The sequence below is a fragment of the Nonomuraea sp. NPDC050786 genome (assembly GCF_040654115.1).
In the GTDB taxonomy this organism is placed as follows: Bacteria; Actinomycetota; Actinomycetes; order Streptosporangiales; family Streptosporangiaceae; genus Nonomuraea.
The window spans coordinates 14346-30817 of the sequence record NZ_JBFAHJ010000048.1; the positions used below are offsets into that span (position 1 = coordinate 14346).

The 16472-nt window shown below is 70.1% G+C and carries 15 protein-coding genes and 1 riboswitch; of the genes, 9 read left to right on the forward strand and 6 right to left on the reverse strand.

Translation table 11 applies throughout. From position 1 onward, the window contains the following. Positions 1-63: 63 nt before the first annotated feature. From AB0H84_RS49835 to AB0H84_RS49850, 4 genes are read left to right on the forward strand one after another with little or no spacing between them, the layout of a single operon-like run. Entirely contained in the window at positions 64-588 is a 525-nt protein-coding gene (locus AB0H84_RS49835; RefSeq protein ID WP_357620834.1) for a SigE family RNA polymerase sigma factor, read from the forward strand. Beyond that, positions 585-1607, forward strand: coding sequence for a hypothetical protein (locus AB0H84_RS49840; protein WP_357620836.1), 1023 nt, complete (start codon positions 585-587; stop codon positions 1605-1607). The genes AB0H84_RS49835 and AB0H84_RS49840 overlap by 4 nt, the downstream gene beginning before the upstream one ends. Positions 1608-1612: 5 nt before the next feature. After that, complete coding sequence (locus AB0H84_RS49845; protein ID WP_357620838.1) at positions 1613-2368, forward strand: aminotransferase class IV; 756 nt, start codon at positions 1613-1615, stop codon at positions 2366-2368. A 55-nt stretch (positions 2369-2423) separates the two neighbouring features. Continuing rightward, on the forward strand, positions 2424-3941 hold the full coding sequence (locus AB0H84_RS49850; protein WP_357620840.1) for an acyl-CoA synthetase: 1518 nt from the start codon (positions 2424-2426) through the stop codon (positions 3939-3941). On the opposite strand, the gene AB0H84_RS49855 is transcribed toward AB0H84_RS49850, so the two are convergent. Then, on the reverse strand, positions 3938-5512 hold the full coding sequence (locus AB0H84_RS49855; RefSeq protein ID WP_357620842.1) for a GNAT family N-acetyltransferase: 1575 nt from the start codon (positions 5510-5512) through the stop codon (positions 3938-3940). The genes AB0H84_RS49850 and AB0H84_RS49855 overlap by 4 nt on opposite strands. A gap of 7 nt (positions 5513-5519) precedes the next feature. Continuing rightward, a riboswitch (SAM riboswitch) is annotated at positions 5520-5619 on the reverse strand. A 1004-nt stretch (positions 5620-6623) separates the two neighbouring features. Between AB0H84_RS49855 and AB0H84_RS49860 the strand changes: the two genes are divergently transcribed. After that, the gene (locus AB0H84_RS49860) at positions 6624-7760 is read left to right on the forward strand and encodes a helix-turn-helix transcriptional regulator (RefSeq protein ID WP_357620844.1); all 1137 of its coding nucleotides are present in this window, start codon (positions 6624-6626) and stop codon (positions 7758-7760) included. A gap of 30 nt (positions 7761-7790) precedes the next feature. Then, entirely contained in the window at positions 7791-8267 is a 477-nt protein-coding gene (locus AB0H84_RS49865) for an NUDIX hydrolase (protein WP_357620846.1), read from the forward strand. A 131-nt stretch (positions 8268-8398) separates the two neighbouring features. Here the strand turns inward: AB0H84_RS49865 and AB0H84_RS49870 are convergent, their stop codons facing one another. Further along, positions 8399-9328: a LysR family transcriptional regulator gene (locus tag AB0H84_RS49870; protein ID WP_357620848.1), complete on the reverse strand. Its 930-nt coding sequence runs from the start codon at positions 9326-9328 to the stop codon at positions 8399-8401. A gap of 54 nt (positions 9329-9382) precedes the next feature. Here AB0H84_RS49870 and AB0H84_RS49875 point away from each other — a divergent pair, with 54 nt between their 5' ends. After that, positions 9383-10606 (forward strand): MFS transporter, encoded by a 1224-nt coding sequence (locus AB0H84_RS49875; RefSeq protein WP_357620850.1) that lies wholly within the window; start codon positions 9383-9385, stop codon positions 10604-10606. On the opposite strand, the gene AB0H84_RS49880 is transcribed toward AB0H84_RS49875, so the two are convergent. The 4 genes from AB0H84_RS49880 to AB0H84_RS49895 all read right to left on the reverse strand — a co-directional run bounded on the left by AB0H84_RS49880 (position 10593) and on the right by AB0H84_RS49895 (position 14800). Next, a complete protein-coding gene (locus AB0H84_RS49880) occupies positions 10593-11399 on the reverse strand; it encodes a transglutaminase family protein (protein ID WP_357620852.1) in 807 nt (268 codons plus the stop codon). The genes AB0H84_RS49875 and AB0H84_RS49880 overlap by 14 nt on opposite strands. Then, positions 11384-12274, reverse strand: coding sequence for an alpha-E domain-containing protein (locus AB0H84_RS49885; protein WP_357620854.1), 891 nt, complete (start codon positions 12272-12274; stop codon positions 11384-11386). The genes AB0H84_RS49880 and AB0H84_RS49885 overlap by 16 nt, the downstream gene beginning before the upstream one ends. Before the next feature lie 19 nt (positions 12275-12293). Continuing rightward, complete coding sequence (locus tag AB0H84_RS49890) at positions 12294-13811, reverse strand: circularly permuted type 2 ATP-grasp protein (RefSeq protein ID WP_357620855.1); 1518 nt, start codon at positions 13809-13811, stop codon at positions 12294-12296. Positions 13812-13879: 68 nt separating this feature from the next. Beyond that, complete coding sequence (locus AB0H84_RS49895) at positions 13880-14800, reverse strand: MerR family transcriptional regulator (protein WP_357620857.1); 921 nt, start codon at positions 14798-14800, stop codon at positions 13880-13882. Between the two features lie 63 nt (positions 14801-14863). Here AB0H84_RS49895 and AB0H84_RS49900 point away from each other — a divergent pair, with 63 nt between their 5' ends. Together AB0H84_RS49900 and AB0H84_RS49905 are read left to right on the forward strand one after the other, a co-directional pair. Next, complete coding sequence (locus AB0H84_RS49900; RefSeq protein ID WP_357620859.1) at positions 14864-15622, forward strand: maleylpyruvate isomerase family mycothiol-dependent enzyme; 759 nt, start codon at positions 14864-14866, stop codon at positions 15620-15622. Positions 15623-15755: 133 nt separating this feature from the next. Next, positions 15756-16463, forward strand: a complete 708-nt coding sequence (locus AB0H84_RS49905; RefSeq protein WP_357620861.1) for a sulfotransferase family protein — start codon at positions 15756-15758, stop codon at positions 16461-16463. Positions 16464-16472 lie beyond the last annotated feature (9 nt).

Consider the following 16472-nt stretch of genomic DNA (forward strand, 5'->3'; position numbering starts at 1 on the left):
CCGGCAGGCCCGGTCTGACGCCGGCAGGTTCGTCGGGCTGCGGGCAACCTCGTGTCGCGGTCGATGCGTCACTACCGTCGGCAGGCTCCGAGCAGAAGGCGGGTCAAGTTGGCGGATAGGTCGATATTTCAGGACTTCGTGGTGGCCAGGTCGGACCGGCTTTTACGCACCGCGTACCTGCTGACCCACGACTGGGCGACGGCGGAGGACCTGCTGCAGGAGTCGCTGGCCAAGGCGTGGTTCGCCTGGCCGGGCATCGACGAGCCCGAGGCGTACGTGCGCAGGGTTCTGGTGACCACGTACACGTCCTGGTGGCGCCGCAGGTGGCGCAGGGAGCTGCCCAGCGGCGACCTGCCGGACGAGCCCGCGCCCGGCGACGCGGGCCGGCGCGAGGAGCTGTGGGAGGCGGTCGGCCGGCTGCCCGCCAAGCAGCGCGCGGTGATCGTGCTGCGCTTCTACGAGGACCTGCCCGTGGCCGAGGTGGCCAGGCTGCTGGGCTGCCAGGAGGGCACGGTCAAGAGCCAGACCGCGAAGGCGCTGGCCAAGCTGCGAGTAGACGAGTCGATCGTGAAGGAGCTGCACCGATGACCGTGCAAGACCTGCGTGACGTCCTGCGGGAGCGCGCTGAGTCCCCGTCGCCCGCGAACCCGTACCGGCACGACGAGGTCCGCTCCCGCATCCGCAGGACCAGCCTGCGCAGACGCGTGACGGCGGGTGCGGGGGCGGTGGCGGTCATCGCGGCCGGCATCTACCTCATCCCCGGCACGGCCGCCGCGCCGGACCGCGACACGACGGCGACGGCCACGGCGGCGGCCCAGCCCGCCGGGCTGCCGGAGCGGTTCACCTCGGCCGACGGCACCGAGTACCGCCGCCTGGCCATCACGACGCTCGAGGTGAAGGGCAAGAAGAAGACCTCGATAAACGTCCCCGTCTCCGGCAAGCCGCTGGAGGTGTCCGGACGGTGTGACGGCGGCCCCCGCAGCGACAGCCCTGCCGTTCTCGTCAACGGCAGGCCCATCGGAGGTGCGGACTCCCTGCGGTGCTCGAAGGAGATGCCGCTGGTCCCGCTGATCGTGCCCCGCGGCGCCACGGAGGTCACCGTGACCTTCGACACGACCCGCCTCCGCCCGGGCTGCGTGCGGAGGACGAAGGACAGCCCCTGCTTGCCAGTCGAAGCCCGGCCGGCGAACTGGAGCCTGGCCGTCTACGAGTGGACCCCGCCCGCCCGGCCGGTCGAACCTCCGCAGATCAAGCCGTTCCCCGACCGGGCGGCCGGCATGAAGCGGGCCTACACCGTGAGGGGCATGTGGCCGCAGGACCCCTCCTTCACGCTCACGGCCACGAGCGAGAGCGGGAAGATCGGCATCGACCAGCTCTGCGCGGGCGACCTGGCCTCCCGGATGTGGTTCCAGTTCCGGATCGACGGAAAGCTCTCCCCCTCCTCGTCGAACTGCGGCGTCTGGCGGGAGGGCAGGTCGTATCCGATGGCCGTGGCCGAGATCACGGTGCCCAAGGGCAAGCGGGTGACGATCAGCGGGAAGATGAGCTTCTTGGGCGAGTACACCAATCGCCCAGTTCGCTGGTCGGTCGGAGTGTTCGTAAAGTAGCTCGCGTGACGGAACGCGTTGCCATCGAGGGCAGGCTGGTGGACGCCGACGCGCGCTTCATGCTCCACGCGCGCTACGGCCACTTCACCGCCATGCAGGTCAGGGATCGCCGGGTGCGGGGGCTGGAGCTGCACTTCGAGCGGCTGGAGGCGGCCAGCGCGGAGCTGTTCGGCGCGCCGCTCGACCGGGGCGCGGTGCTCGGCTCCATCCGGTCCGTGCTCGGCGACGACGTACGGGACGCGAGCGTGCGCGTGTACGTCGTCGAGACCGACCGGCCGCACGTGATCGCGACCGCCGGCCCGCCCCACGAGGCGCCCAGCCACCCGCAGAGCGTGAAGCCGGTCGCGGTCCAGCGCTACCTGCCGCACATCAAGCAGGCCTCCGGCATGCTGCAGGGCCACGTCGGGCGGCTGGTCGAGCGCGAGGGCTTCGACGAGGCGCTGCTCACCACCGAGGACGGCCTGATCAGCGAGGGCTCGATCACCAACCTGGGCGCGTTCGCCGATGGCCGCCTGATCTGGCCGGACATGCCGATGCTGCACGGCATCACGATGCGGCTGCTGGAGCGGATGGACGTCCCGCAGGAGCGGCGGCCGGTCAAGGTCGCCGACCTGGCGGGGTTCGATCAGGTCTTCCTCTGCAACTCCTGGGGCGTGTGGCCGGTCGGCAGAGTGGACGACGTGCCGCTGCCCCAGGACGACGCGCTGATGGGCCGGCTGCGCGAGCACTATGACCGCATTGCGGGAGATCCTCTGGATTGAGCTGTTCGCGGGGTACGATCGCCGAAATCGTTCTGCGATCAAAGGAAAGCCCCGCATGACGACTCGCCGGCACGCCATCGGTGACCTCCTCCGTCGTTCCGCCGCCCGCTACCCGGCCAAGACCGCCGTCGTCTACGGCAGCCTGCGCCAGAGCTACGCCGACCTCGACCTCGCGGTGAACCGCACGGCCAACGCGCTGGCCGCGCGCGGGGTCGCCAAAGGTGACCGGTTCGCCGTCCTCAGTCACAACAACCACGCGTTCGTGGTGGCGTACTTCGCGCTGGCGCGGCTGGGCGCGATCTCCGTGCCGATCAACTTCATGCTCGGCTCGGCGGAGGTCGCGTACATCCTGGAGCATTCCGGAGCGACCGGGATGCTGGTGGAGGAGGCGCTCGTCCCGGTGGCCGAGGGGGCCGTGGGCCCCGAGGTCAGGGTGCGCGGCGTGATCGGGTCGGCGGACGGCTGGGAGCCGTTCGAGGAGTGGATGGCCTACGGCGACGCGTCGGAGCCGCAGGTGGAGATCGCCGACGACGACCCGATCCAGCTCATGTACACCAGCGGCACCGAGTCACGCCCCAAGGGCGCCACGCTGTCGAGCCGCGGCCTGATCGCCCAGTACGTCACGTGCGTCGTGGACGGCGAGATGAGCCACCACGACGTCGAGGTGCACGCCCTGCCCCTCTACCACTGCGCCCAGCTCCACTGCTTCCTGACGCCCGGCATCTACCTCGGCGCCACCAACCTCGTCCTGCCCGGCGCGAGCCCCGCGGCGATCCTGGCCACGATCGAGGGCGAGCGGGCCACCAAGCTCTTCTGCCCGCCCACCGTCTGGATCAGCCTGCTGCGCCACCCCGACTTCGACCGCCGCGACCTGTCGTCCCTGCGCAAGGGCTACTACGGCGCCTCGATCATGCCCGTGGAGGTGCTGAAGGAGATCGCCACCCGCCTGCCGGACGTCCGCCTGTTCAACTTCTACGGCCAGACCGAGATGGCCCCGGTCGCCACGATCCTCGGCCCGGAGGAGCAGCTCACCCGGCTCGGCTCGGCCGGCAGGCCCGCGCTGAACGTCGAGACCCGGATCGTCGACGACCAGGACCGGCCCGTGCCGCCCGGCGTGGTCGGCGAGATCGTCCACCGCAGCCCGCACGCGATGCTCGGCTACTGGAACGACCCGGACAAGAGCGCGGAGGCGTTCAGGGGCGGCTGGTTCCACAGCGGCGACCTGGGCGTCATGGACGCCGACGGCTACCTGTCCGTGGTGGACAGGAAGAAGGACATGATCAAGTCGGGCGGCGAGAACGTGGCGAGCCGCGAGGTGGAGGAGGCCCTCTACCAGCATCCGGCGGTGGCGGAGGCGGCGGTGTTCGGGGTGCCGGACGACAAGTGGGTCGAGGCGGTGACGGCGGCGGTGGTCCTGCGCGAGGGGGCGGGGGCGAGCGAGGAGGAGCTGATCGCGTTCCTGCGGGAGCGGCTGGCGGCCTTCAAGACGCCCAAGCGGGTGGTGTTCGTGGACGCGCTGCCCAAGAACGCCTCGGGCAAGGTGCTCAAGCGGGAGCTGCGCGACGCGTTCTAAGGGGCCTTGTCCAGCAGGTCGGCGGCGATCTGCCATTCGTGCAGGGCGAAGGGGACTCCGTCCAGGACGTTCGCGATGGCGGCGGCCGGATAGTCGACCATCTCGCCGCGAGGCAGGTCGTCCACGGGCCACCACGCGAGCTCCGAGCATTTGTCCGGTTCGGCGTTGCAGGGCTCACCGGTCCACTTGCGGGTGGCGAAGAAGAGGCCGACGCGTTCCGGGGCGCGGTGCATGACGTGGGCGAACGCGAGGTCGGCCGGGTCGATCACCACGCCCAGCTCCTCCCTGGCCTCGCGCACTGCCGCCTCGGTGACCGACTCCCCCGCCTCGAGGTGACCGGAGGGCAGGTGCCACAGACCGTCCCCGAAGCCGGTGCCCTTGCGCCTGCCGAGCAGCACATGGGTGCCGGGGTGAGTCTCGCCGTGGATGCCGTCGCCGGACTCGTCGTGCATGTCGCGGAGGAGGAGCACGTGCACGTCAACGATGGCCCGGAAGCGCTCTCGCGGTGCTGCGCCGCCAGAGTCGCTCTCCACTGATGACGGGCCTGAAGGTGGCCGGCGGTCGAGGGCTTGGGTCCATTTGACCGCGACGGCGGCCACCTGGATCAGCTCGGCGCGCAACCGTTCGGGATCCGTCTCCGCGAACGCCTCCATCACCTCCTCCGCCAGGATGTGCCTCCACGTGAGCGCCCCGCCCGCAGCCGCCGCCTCCGTCTCGCGCCTGACCCGGTCGGACTCGGCCACCGTCCCCTCGTCTCCGGTCCCGTCCGGCAGGATCTGCATGCCCCACCTCGCGTCCTGAGCCACTCGCTCGGCCGCCACGTCCGCGAGCACCCTCGCCAACGACCCCGACACCCCCGCGTCGCCATCATGTGTCATGGTCACCAGTTTGGCGTGTGCGGGGTGTGCGACATCCGGGTCACCCTCACCCAGCCGAAGCTTCTCAGAGGCCCGGCGAACGGGAGCTCGCGGCGGTGATACGGGCTCGCAGTACCGGTTCGACGGCAGGCCATTCGGTGCGACCACGGCGAACATGGCCGAGTCCCGGACCTTCCCCTCCTCGCCGCGCGCCCACGACATGGACCAGGCGCGCAGCACGCCCTCGAAGGGGATGCCGAGCCGCTCCAAGACCCGGCGGCAGCGGTGGTTGCGGGCGTCGGTCTTCAGGTCGACCCGAGCGACGCCGAGCACGTCGAACGCATACGACAGCAGCAACAGCTTCGCCTCGGCATTGATCCCGGTGCCCTGCGCCGAGGCGGCCAGCCAGGTGAAGCCGATCTCGATCGCCCGCAGGTCCGGCCGCCCCGGCCACGTGCGCGGATCCCACAGGCCGGTGCAGCCCACCGCCTTGCCGTCGGTGAGCCGGACCTGCGCGAACGGGGTCAGCCCGTCGCGGACGAGTTGGGCCGCCAGGTACTCGGCTATCTCGTCTCCGCGAGGCACCAGTGTGAAGCCGTAGGACGACCGATCCTCCTCGACCGCCTCCGCGAGATCCGGCGCGTGTCGCATCGCCAGCGGCTCCAGCCGCACCAGATCACCGGCAAGGACAGGAACATCAAGCCGTACGCTCATCAGCTCTCCCTCATCGTTCCTGGCATTGGCACCTTTCCCGCGGAGCTCCGCCGGGGAGGTTGCCGGACCGTCACAGGGCCAGGTCCCTCAGATCCTCTGGATGATCAACGAGTCAGGATCATGCCTGAACAGACGGACACCGTCAATCCACCGCGAGGGTGTCCTTTCCATAGGAAGCGCTTGTTCTGAGCGTCCCCGCACGCGCTGCCAGGCCGGCGCAGTTCGGGCACGTGCGTGTGGCCGTGGGGGAGAAACTGAGCGACCAACCGCAGATGGGGAGAGGATAGACCTCCTCTCCGCATAGGCTCTTCTTAGTGTCTGCCAACACTGCGTGCTGTATCGTTTCGCGACCCGAGCCGGACAAACCAACGCGATAGTCGGCGCCAGAGGCGACCGGTCGGCTCTCTATCGGGGAGACCAGCAGATCGTCCCAGTGAACGGGCCAGCGCCGCACGCCGCCCGGAAGGTCGGCCCCGTTACCGTTCAGTTTCACCAGTGCCAGCATGCCGCCTCGTAGGACATCCGCCACCGTCCCGCGCTGCCCTATCAGCAATTCACCAACGGACCGAGTACAGGCGGGACTGTGCAGCATGGCCACGATCTTGACTAGGCAGCCAAGCTTTTCGCGAGACTCTTTCATGAGGCGTTTGCTTCCGCCGCCCCTGGGCAAGCAAGCTCGCCGAGCGCTCCTGCGAGTACAGGACGCCCTCGGACATCCGCGTAACGGAAGGCGATACGCCGTGCAGCGCGTGATGGCTCGATAGCCGGATGGCGAGCGTATATGACACGCTTACGGTGCTCGTCCCAACCGGAGCGCCACCAGAACCACTCACCGTCGCACCAGACGACGAGCCCGACCCACACGGATACCAGGGTCAGACCGTAGCCAGCGTGGACGTCTGCGGAGATGCCTTGGGCTGCGAGTGCGTTGGCCAGGGCATCTGCGGCGTGCTTCTCAGGAGCACGGTTCGGGCTTGGTACTTGCATGAGCAGCCTCCCATCACGTGTGGCGATGACGTAGCGTGACGGTATGTGTCGAGTGGGCTGCTAGGTCGGAAAGAAATTCCGGGGTCTGTCGTGGTCGTCCGATGACGATGAGGGCATGCGGGGAATGACCAGCGATCTGTCCATCGGCCAGCGCGTGGCCTGGTACCGGCGACGGCGGGGGATGTCTCAGGACGTACTGGCCGGGCTGGTGGGGCGGACCACCGATTGGCTGAGCAAGGTCGAGAACGAGCGCATTACCTTGGACCGGTTGTCAGTGATCAAGTCGTTGGCGAACGCATTGGATGTGTCTCTCGGTGATCTGCTTGCTGAGCCGCACCTTTTCGAGTGGACGGATGAGAGCGGAGACCACACCATCCCCGCACTGCGGGCGGCGATCACCGACTACCGGCAGCTGTCGCTGATGGCTGAGCTGATGGAGAACGCGGAGCCGTCGAGTCTGACCGAGCTGGAGCGTGCCCTCGCCGAAGTGTGGCGGGCGTATCAAGAGGCCAGATACAGCTACGTGATACGGACTCTCCCAGGACTATTGGGAGAAGCGCATCACGCTGCACGTGCCGGTGAGAGCGATGCACGCCTAGCGGCGTTGGGCATACTCGGGCAGGTCTATCACGCTGCTGCCAGCATTCTGACCAAGACGGCCTCGTTGCTTCGCTCCGTGACGCACGCCTTGCTGTCCAACGGCCGTTACGGAGCGGCCAAGCAGCTCACGATGGATGCCGCTGAACTACTGTCTCCTGGGCTTTCGTTCGCCGCACCTGAACTGTTGTCGGTTTACGGCACGCTGTACCTCGCAGGCTCGATGGCGGCGGCGCGAGACGATGACCGAGGGACAACGCGGGCCTTCCTTGCCGAAGCGGGGGAGTCGGCGGCGCGACTGGGCAGGGATGCCAACTACGTGTGGACAGCGTTCGGCCCGACGAACGTCCGCATCCACGAAGTTGCGACGGCGATCGAACTGGGGGACATCCAAGTCGCCGTAAATCTCGGACCGAGGTTGGACACCAGCGGACTTCCGATCGAACGTCGCGCTCGTCATGGTCTGGCTGTGGCGCATGCCTTAAGCCTGTGGAACCGTACCGACGAGGCCTTGGCAGCTCTGCTGGAGGCCGAGGCCATCGCCCCTGAGCAGGTACGCCACCACTACCTCAGCCGCCAGCTGACGATGTCATGGATCAGAAGGCAGAAGGGCAAGCCCAGCTTTCAGCTCGCTGCTCTTGCCCGGCGTCTGCACATCGTGTGAGAGCGGCCTTGATGGCGTAAGGTCGAGGCCGTGAACGATCAGGAGACCCCGCCGTTCGCGCAGGCCCGCGCCGCCGCTGGAGCGCTGTTCTTCGACGACGGCGGTCGTGTGCTGCTCGTCCGGCCTACGTACAAGTCCTACATGGACATCCCGGGCGGATACGTCGAGCCGGACGAGACCCCGTACGAGGCGTGTGTCCGAGAGGTGCGCGAAGAGCTGGGCATTCAGCCGGCCATCGGTCGCCTCCTTGTGGTGGATTGGGCGCCCCTCCCGAAAGAGGGCGACAAAGTCTTGTTCGTGTTCGACGGCGGCATTCTCGACAGTGAGACGATCAAGAAGATCACATTCGCCGACAACGAACTGAGCGCGTACGAATTCCGTCCCGTTGAAGAGTTGGGCGAGCTTCTGATCGAGCGCCTTGCCCACCGCCTCGAGGCCGCTGCCGCCGCCCGCGCGCAGGGAGAGACTGTCTATCTGGAGCACGGGCGGACCGTTCCCGCTGAGTGACTATCTGCGTACCAACGGCCCGGGACGAGCGTGGACAGCCGATGATCTAGGGGGAACGTCTCCCCAAGTGGAGCCTCTAATCACCCAAAGTCCCAGTCTTCTCCTGATTGCTGTACGAAGTTATGGGTGAGTTACGCGGGGCGGAAACCGGGGCCGAGGTCGGTGGATCCCGAGCGGGCGTGATCTCTGAAGGCTCGTACGGCCGGCGTCAGCCGCGCCTCCTTCGACCAGATCACCCCGATCGTCCTGAACACCGGCGGGGACAGCGGTATCTCCACCACGCCCGAGGCGGACTCCGAGCGGGGCAGGATCGCCACGCCGAGCCCCGCCGCCACGAGCCCCCGTACGGTCTCCGACTCCTGCCCCTCGAACGCGATCCTCGGCTCGAACCCCGCCGCCGCGCACAAGTCGTCGGTGATCTGGCGCAGGCCGTACCCGTGCTCCAACGTCACCAGCTCCTCCCCCACCAGCTCGGCCGCCCGTACCCGCGCCCGGTGGGCGAAGCGGTGGGACGGCGGCACGGACAGCACCAGCTCCTGGTCGGCGAGCGGGGTGCCGGCCAGCTCGGGGTCGTCCAGGGGCATGGGGGCGGCGAACACCAGGTCGATCGCGCCCTCGCGGAGCGCGTCGAGCATGTCCTGGCGCGAGCCCTGGACCAGGCTGAAGCGGACGCCCGGGTGGCGCTCGCGGAAGCCGCGGATGAGGGACGGCACGAGCGCGCGGCCCAGGAGGTGGAGGAAGCCCAGGACGACACGGCCGGTGGCCGGGTCGATCTCCTCACGGACCTCACGGGCGGCGGCGGCCATCGTGATCAGCGCGCGGGTGGAGGCGGCGGCCAGGGTGCGGCCCGCCCTGGTGAGGCGGATGCCGCGGCCCGAGGGGACCACGAGCGGAGCGCCGATCAGGTCCGCCAGGGCGGCGAGGCGGCGGCTGGCCGTGGGCTGGGGGATGCCGAGGAGTTCGGCGGCGCGCGTCACGTGTCCCGTCTCACCCACGGCAGCCAGGATGGCCAGGGCGGGGGCCAGGCGCGCGGCCAGCTCATCATCCGATTCATCCGTCATGGTATGAATTATCGCTCGTTCGCGTATTAGACGTATTTATTAGCCTGGCTTAGCGTGGCAAACGTGGTGGTCGTCGACGCTCCTCCGGTTCCCGACACGCGGCGGGTCAGTGCCGCTGTGGCTGCGGCCGGCGTGTCGTCCTTCGCGCTCCTGTACGCACCGCAGCCCGTGCTCCCGCAGCTCGCCGCGGCGTTCCAGCTGGATCCGGGCAGCGCTTCGCTGGCCATCGGCGTGGCGACGGGGTCGCTGGCCGTGGCGGTCCTCCCGCTGGCATGGCTGGCCGGACTGGTGGGGCGGCGGCGGGTGATCCTCTGGTCCGTGGTGCTCTCCGCGGCGATCGGGCTGCTGCTGCCGCTGGCGCCGTCCTTCCCGGTGCTGCTGGTGATGCGGGCGGTCCAGGGAGTGGCGATCGCGGGGTTCGCCGGGGTCGCGGCGGCGTACCTGGCCGACGTGGTGGGTACGGTGCGGCTCGCCGGCGCGGTGGGAGCGATGATCGCGGGCAACTCGGTCGGCGGGATGCTGGGGCGGCTCGGCGCAGGGTTCGCCGCCGGGCCGATGGGGTGGCACGGCGCGTTGCTGACGGTGGCGGGAGTGTCCGGGTTGTGCGCCCTGTACGCGGCACGGACTCTCCCTCAGCCCACCGATCCCATGGCTGAGCGCACTGCTGAAGGCGTGACCGGTCAGAAGGACGGCGCGGGGAGGCGGCTGGGGGCCGGGCTGGTCGCTCCCTTCGCCGTGGGCGCGCTGGCCATGGGGGCGTTCGTCGCGCTCTACAACGCCGCCGGGTTCCGCCTGACCTCCCCTCCCCTCTCCCTCACCCCCGCCGCCGCCTCCCTCGTCTTCCTCTCCTACGCCATGGGCACCGCCTCCTCGGCCGCCGCCGGACGCGTGGCTGGCCGTCTCGGTCGTTCCAAGGCGCTGGTCGCGGCGCTGCTCGTGACGGCGGCGGGCTCCGTGCTCACCCTCTCCACGTCGCTCCCCCTCGTGGCGGCCGGCTTCGCCGTGCTGACCGCCGGGTTCTTCGCCGCGCACGCCATCGCGAACGCCTGGGTCACCGCCGAGGCCGCGCCGCACGCCCGTGGCCGCGCCGCCGGCGTCTACACCCTCTGCTACTACCTGGGCAGCGGCGCGGGCGGCACGGTGGGCAGCATCGTGTACGGGCACGCGGGCTGGACTTCGCTCATCGCCCTGACCTCGGCCTGGTTGCTGCTGGCGATCGCGGCGGTGCTCATACGCCGGCGCTCACCCGCTCGCATACAGGCGCCTACAGGCGGGTGACGGTCACCGTGATCTCCTGGTGGCTCTCCGGTGGCCCCTGGTAGACGCCCTTGAGCGGCGGCACGTCCGAATAGTCCCGGCCCCTGGCCACCACCACGTGCGCCTCGCCGACGGGCGACCGGTTGGTGGGGTCGAGCGGCAGCCATTCCCCCGCCCAGTACTCCACCCACGCGTGACTCTGCCCCTCCACCGGCTCCCCGATCTCGGCGTCGGGCCGCGGGTGCAGGTAGCCGGAGACGTAGCGGGCGGGCAGCCCGGCCGCGCGCAGCAGCGCGGCGGTCAGGTGCGCCATGTCCTGGCAGACGCCCTGCCCCAGGTCCCACGCCTCCTGCGCGGAGGTGCGCACGCCGGTCGAGCCCGGCATGTACGCCACCCGCGCAGCCACCACCTCGCAGATCGCCTCAGCGCTCTCGTGCGGATCGCGACCGGACGCCTGCGTCCTGGCCAGCTCCACCAGCTCCTCGTTCACGGCCGTCATCGGGGTATGACGAAGCAGCTCGTACATCGAGGGATCCGGCTCCGTCACGGCCATCCGGGGCCGACGCGGACCGGACGTCTCCACCCTGCTGACCGCCTCGATGGTCAGCGACCGGTGCGGCTCCGTCACGTCGAACGCCGAGACCGTAGTCCCCCAGTAATCCTCGTATGTCTGGACCGTCGTGGCAGGCCTGACGACGACGCGGCTGGACAGGACGTTGTGCGCGGGCGTCATCCGTACCTCGTTGTAGGACGAATGCGCCTCCCCGTCGTACTCCATCCGCGTCACGTGGGAGATCCTCAAGCGCCAACCCATGCCATTGCCTCCCTGTGCTGGAAGAACCGCTTCGCGATCGCCTCTCCCGCCGCCGCGCACGCCTCCTGGAGGATGCCGAGGAGCTCGGGCAGCCGGTCGCGCAGCTCGTTCAGGTCGGCGTACTCGAGCCCGGCGCGCACCCGCCCGATCGCCGCCTGCGCCGAGTCGGCCACGCCGGCCCTGGTCGTGTCGGGGGCCAGGGCCCGCAGGCACTTCTCGGCGGTCAGCAGCGAGTAGACGACCGAGCGCGGGAACAGCCGGTCGAGCAGCAGGAACTCCAGCACCTCGCCGTCCCTCGCCCCGTGCGTCCTGGTGAACGACTCGTCCGCTCCGCTGGCCTGCAGCAGCAGCCGCCAGTCGCTGTCCAGGTGGACGGCGAGAAGCCTCGTGGTCATGTCCACACGCTCCAGGCTGCGGCCGAGCACGATGAAGCGCCAGCAGTCGTCTCTGCTCATGGACGTGTCCGCGAGCCCGAAGAACAGCGCGGCCCGCTCACGTACGAACGACAGGTAAGCGTGCGGCGGCTGCGATTCCAGCGCGGACAGGTGGTGCCAGGTGACGTTCAGGCACTCCCACACCTCGCTGGCCAGCACCTCGCGCACGCCTCTCGCGCTGTCCCTGGCCGACTGGATGGAGGCAGCGATCGAGGCCGGCTCGTCCAGGTCGTAGGCCAGGCGCCGGATCACGGCGGGCGCGCTGACGGAGGCGACCGGGCTCAGGCCGAGGACCGCGAAGATGGAGCGGCAGGTCTCGGGCTCGTCAAGCATGCGGTGCACGGACACGTCGAGGAGTCTGGCGGTGTCGTCGGCGCGCTCGACGTACCTTCCGATCCAGTAGAGGGTCTCGGCGATCCGGCTCAGGAGCGGTCGTGTCACGGCATAGCCTCCCAAGAAGTCACTGCTCGTCCTCCCATGCGGCCGTGCGGCTCGGGCTCCACTGCGCGGCGGGCGGCGCGACGGCGGCGGGGATGGCCGCGGCCGGGGTCTCGCCGAGCACCCAGGTGTCCTTGGACCCGCCTCCCCTGCTGGAGTTGACCACCAGCTCCCCTTCCGGCAGCGCCACCCGGGTCAGCCCGCCGGGCAGCAGCCACACGTCCTCGCCGTCGTTCACGGCGAAGGGCCGCAGGTCGATGTGGCGCGGCACGGGCCACTCGCCGATCAGGGTGGGTGAGGTGGACAGCAGTACCGGCCGCTGGGCGATCCACCCGCGCGGGTCGTCGCGTACGGCCCGCCGCACCACCGCCAGCTGCTCGTCCGTGGCGACGGGCCCGATCACGATGCCCTTGCCGCCGGCCCCGTCCACGGGCTTCAGCACCAGCTCGCCGGCGCGGGCCAGCACGTCGTCGCGTACGTCGGGATCGTCCAGCCGGTACGTCTCCACGTTCGGCAGCAGCGGCGACTCGCCCAGGTAGTAGCCGATCAGGTCGGGCACGTACGTGTAGACGAGCTTGTCGTCGGCCACCCCGTTGCCCACGCCGTTGGCGATCGTGACGTTGCCCAGGCGCGCGGCGTTCACCAGTCCGGGGCAGCCGAGCACGGAGTCGCCGCGGAAGTGCAGCGGGTCGAGGTAGTCGTCGTCGACCCTGCGGTAGACGACGTGGACGGGACGGCGGCCGTACGTGGTGACCATGTAGAGGCGGTTGCCCTCGCAGACCAGGTCGCGGCCCTCGACCAGTTCCACCCCCATGAGGCGGGCCAGCAGCGCGTGCTCGAAATAGGCGGCGTTGTAGACGCCGGGCGTGAGCAGGACCACGGTGGGATCGGACACCCCGGCGGGGGCGGCGGCGCGTAACGCGGCCAGCAGCCTGGCCGGGTACTCCTCGACCGGACGCACGAACTGCTCCGAGAACAGCGTCGGCAGCGTGCGCGTCATGGCGAGCCGGTTCTCCAGCACGTAGCTGACGCCGCTGGGCGTGCGGACGTTGTCCTCCAGCACGTGCAGCGCGCCGCGCTCGTCGCGGATCAGGTCGGTGCCGCCTACGTGCACGCGGACGCCGTTCGGCGGGCGCCAGCCGTGCGCCTCCCGGTGGTAGTGAGGGCTGGAGTGCAGCAGCCGCCAGGGAACCACGCCGTCGTGGAAGACCTGGTGCCCGCCGTACACGTCGTCCAGGAACGCCTCCAGCGCGCGGATCCGCTGGCGCACGCCGCGTGTCACGAGGTCCCATTCGGCGGCGTCGATGATCCGCGGGATCAGGTCGAGCGGGAAGGGCCGCTCGACGCCCGCATAGTCGAAGGTGACGCCCCGGTCGGTGAACATCCTGGCGAGCTGGTCTGCCCTGGACCGCAGCTCGCGCACCCCCAGCGGCTGGAGAGCGGCGAAGAGCGCCTGGTACTGGGGGCGGGGGACGCCCGCCCGCTCGAACATCTCGTCCCATGCTTCGGCCATGACGTATTTGTCGAAGATGTCCGCCATGTCCGGAGATTAGGAAATCCTTGTTTCGTCCGATCGCGTCGCATGTTACGGATGGCGGCCGGGGTGGCTCAATGGTCGGTACGGAGCCAGCGTTCGAGTGAGTCTGTCAGCCACAGGTGCGTCGAGCCCAGCGTGGCCGTCTCACCGCTGACCTCCCCCACGAGCCGCCAGTACCGCCGCATCCGCGGATCCCGGTCGGGCACCGCGTTCGCCAGCAGCTCACGCCGGAACTCCGGGGTGTCACCCCTCCCCCGCACCGAGGCGTGCGCCGCCACGAACCGATCGAGCTCCGGACCTGACCTGGGCGGCTCGCCCGCCTTCACCATGGGCTCGACCATGCCGCACGCCTCGGCGATCCCGTACATCAGCTCGTTCTCGTCGGCGATCAGCTCGACGTTGACCCGCCCCCTGGCCAGCAGGCCGCGCAGCAGGGACCGGTCGGCGACCAGGGTGACCAGCTCGGCGTACGCGACCACCTGCGACGGCGTCGGATCGACGGGTGGCTCGGGCACGGCCATGGCGACGAACCCGGTGAACATCTCCTCCGCGACCTGCGCCACCATCGTGCGCCGCCAGAAGTCGATCAGCGCGTCGCGGGCCGCGCAGCCGTCCTCCACGGCGGCCAGCAGGTCCAGCCGGGCGCCCCGCTCGGCGGGGCTCGCCTCCTCGACCGCCCGCAGCGAGGCGCGCCGCCACGCGAGGTCCGCGAGCCGTACGTCGAGCGCCGCCCGCTCGGCCGCGACGGCTTCGGCCATGGAACGCTCGCCGTTGAGCACGGCGGTGATGGCGGGCAGGCCGAGCCCGAGCCCACGCAGCCGCCTGACCAGGCCGAGCCGCTCCACGGCCGCCCGGCCGAACCTGCGGTGCCCGCCCGCGCTGCGCACCGACTCGATGATGCCCTCATCGCAGTAGAAGCGGATGGTCCGCACCGGTACGCCGGTCAGCGCCGCCAGGTCTCCGATCCCAAGCGTCTCGTCACGTAAAGGCACTTGCACCTCCACTGGACTGGAGTTTCTACGGTACCGGCGTACGTGATCGAGAGGAGATTCGTCATGACGACACTGGACACCGCGCGGCTGGCCGAGGGGCTGCGCGAGCAGACCGCGGGGTTCGCCCGGGCGGCCGCCGGAGGGGACCCCGGCGCGCGGGTGCCCACCTGTCCGGATTGGCCGTTGCGTACGCTCGTGGGACACATCGGGCAGGCCCATCGGTACGCGGCCGAGGTGCTGCGCAAGGGCGAGCCGCAGCCCGTGCCGGACCCGCGGCAGGCCGCTCCCGGCGCTCCGGACAGGTGGGCGGCGTGGCTGCGCGACGGCGCCGAGGAGCTGATCGGCGCCGTCCAGGAGGCCGGCGCGGACACCGAGGTCTGGACGTTCCTGGGGCCGCGGCCCGCGGCGTTCTGGCTGCGCAGGATGCTGAACGACACCGCCGTCCACCATTACGACGCGGCGGTCACGACGGGCGGCGGGTTCGGGATCGCCGACGATCTCGCGGCCGACGTGATCGTCGAGGGGCTGGAGATGCTGGTGTCCCCCGGCGCGGAGGCGCTCAAGCCGCAGCTGGTCGAGCTGCGCGGCAACGGTGAGCGGCTCGGGCTGCAACCCCGTCAGGGGGACGGGTGGGTGATCATCAGGTCGCCCGAGGGGATGTGGTGGGAGCACGGGCCGGTGGAGGCCGATGTGGTGCTGTCGGGGGCCGTCGCGTACGTCATGCTGGTGTGCAACCGCCGACTCCCCCTCGACGACGACCGGGTGACGGTCACCGGCGACCGCGCGCTGCTGGAGCACTGGCTGGCCCACATGGCGATCTAGCTGCGCGCTCGCGCCCGGCCGGGCGTAGGGTCCCACCGGGATGCGCCCCATGACGACGGGAGCTGCGATTGCGGGGACCGCCGTCGCGGGTCAGCATCGAAGATGCCAGCCAATCACCCCATGGAGGCAGTCAGTGTTAACGGTGATCGGCGCGGGATTCCCGCGTACCGGGACCACCTCGATGAAAGCGGCACTGGAACGACTCGGGTTCGGGCCGTGCCACCACATGTTCGACATCCTCACCAACCCCGCCCGCGTCGACAGGTGGCTGCCCCTGGCCACCGGCGGGCAGGTGGACTGGGAGGAGGTCTTCGACGGCTTCCGCTCCACGCAGGACTGGCCCGCGTCCTTCTTCTGGCGGGAGCAGGCGAAGGCGTACCCGGAGGCAAAGGTCGTCCTGACCGTACGCGACCCGCACGACTGGTACGTGAGCATGCAAGCGCTCGCCGCCAGCGGCCCGGGAAGGCAGCTCCCGGAGGACATGCCGGAGGCGGCGGCGGCCGTGTTCGACGGGATGAAGCGGCTCGGCCCGGTGCTCGAGCTGATCAGCCGGTCCGTGTTCGACGGCCATGGGAGCCTCAGGGAGGGGCTGCCCGACGAGGACGTGGCGGTGGCGGCGTTCGAGCGGCATGTGGCCACCGTCAAGGAGAGCCTGCCCGCGGAGCGGCTGCTGGTGTTCGACGTGCGCGAAGGGTGGGAGCCGCTCTGCCGGTTCCTGGGCGTGGACGTCCCCGACGGAGAGCCGTTCCCGCACCTGAACGACGCGAAGGCGATCCGCCAGACGATGGACCGGCTGATCACCGAGGGCACCGTCGTGTCGCCGTTCGACCGGCGCGAGTGAGGAGCCCGC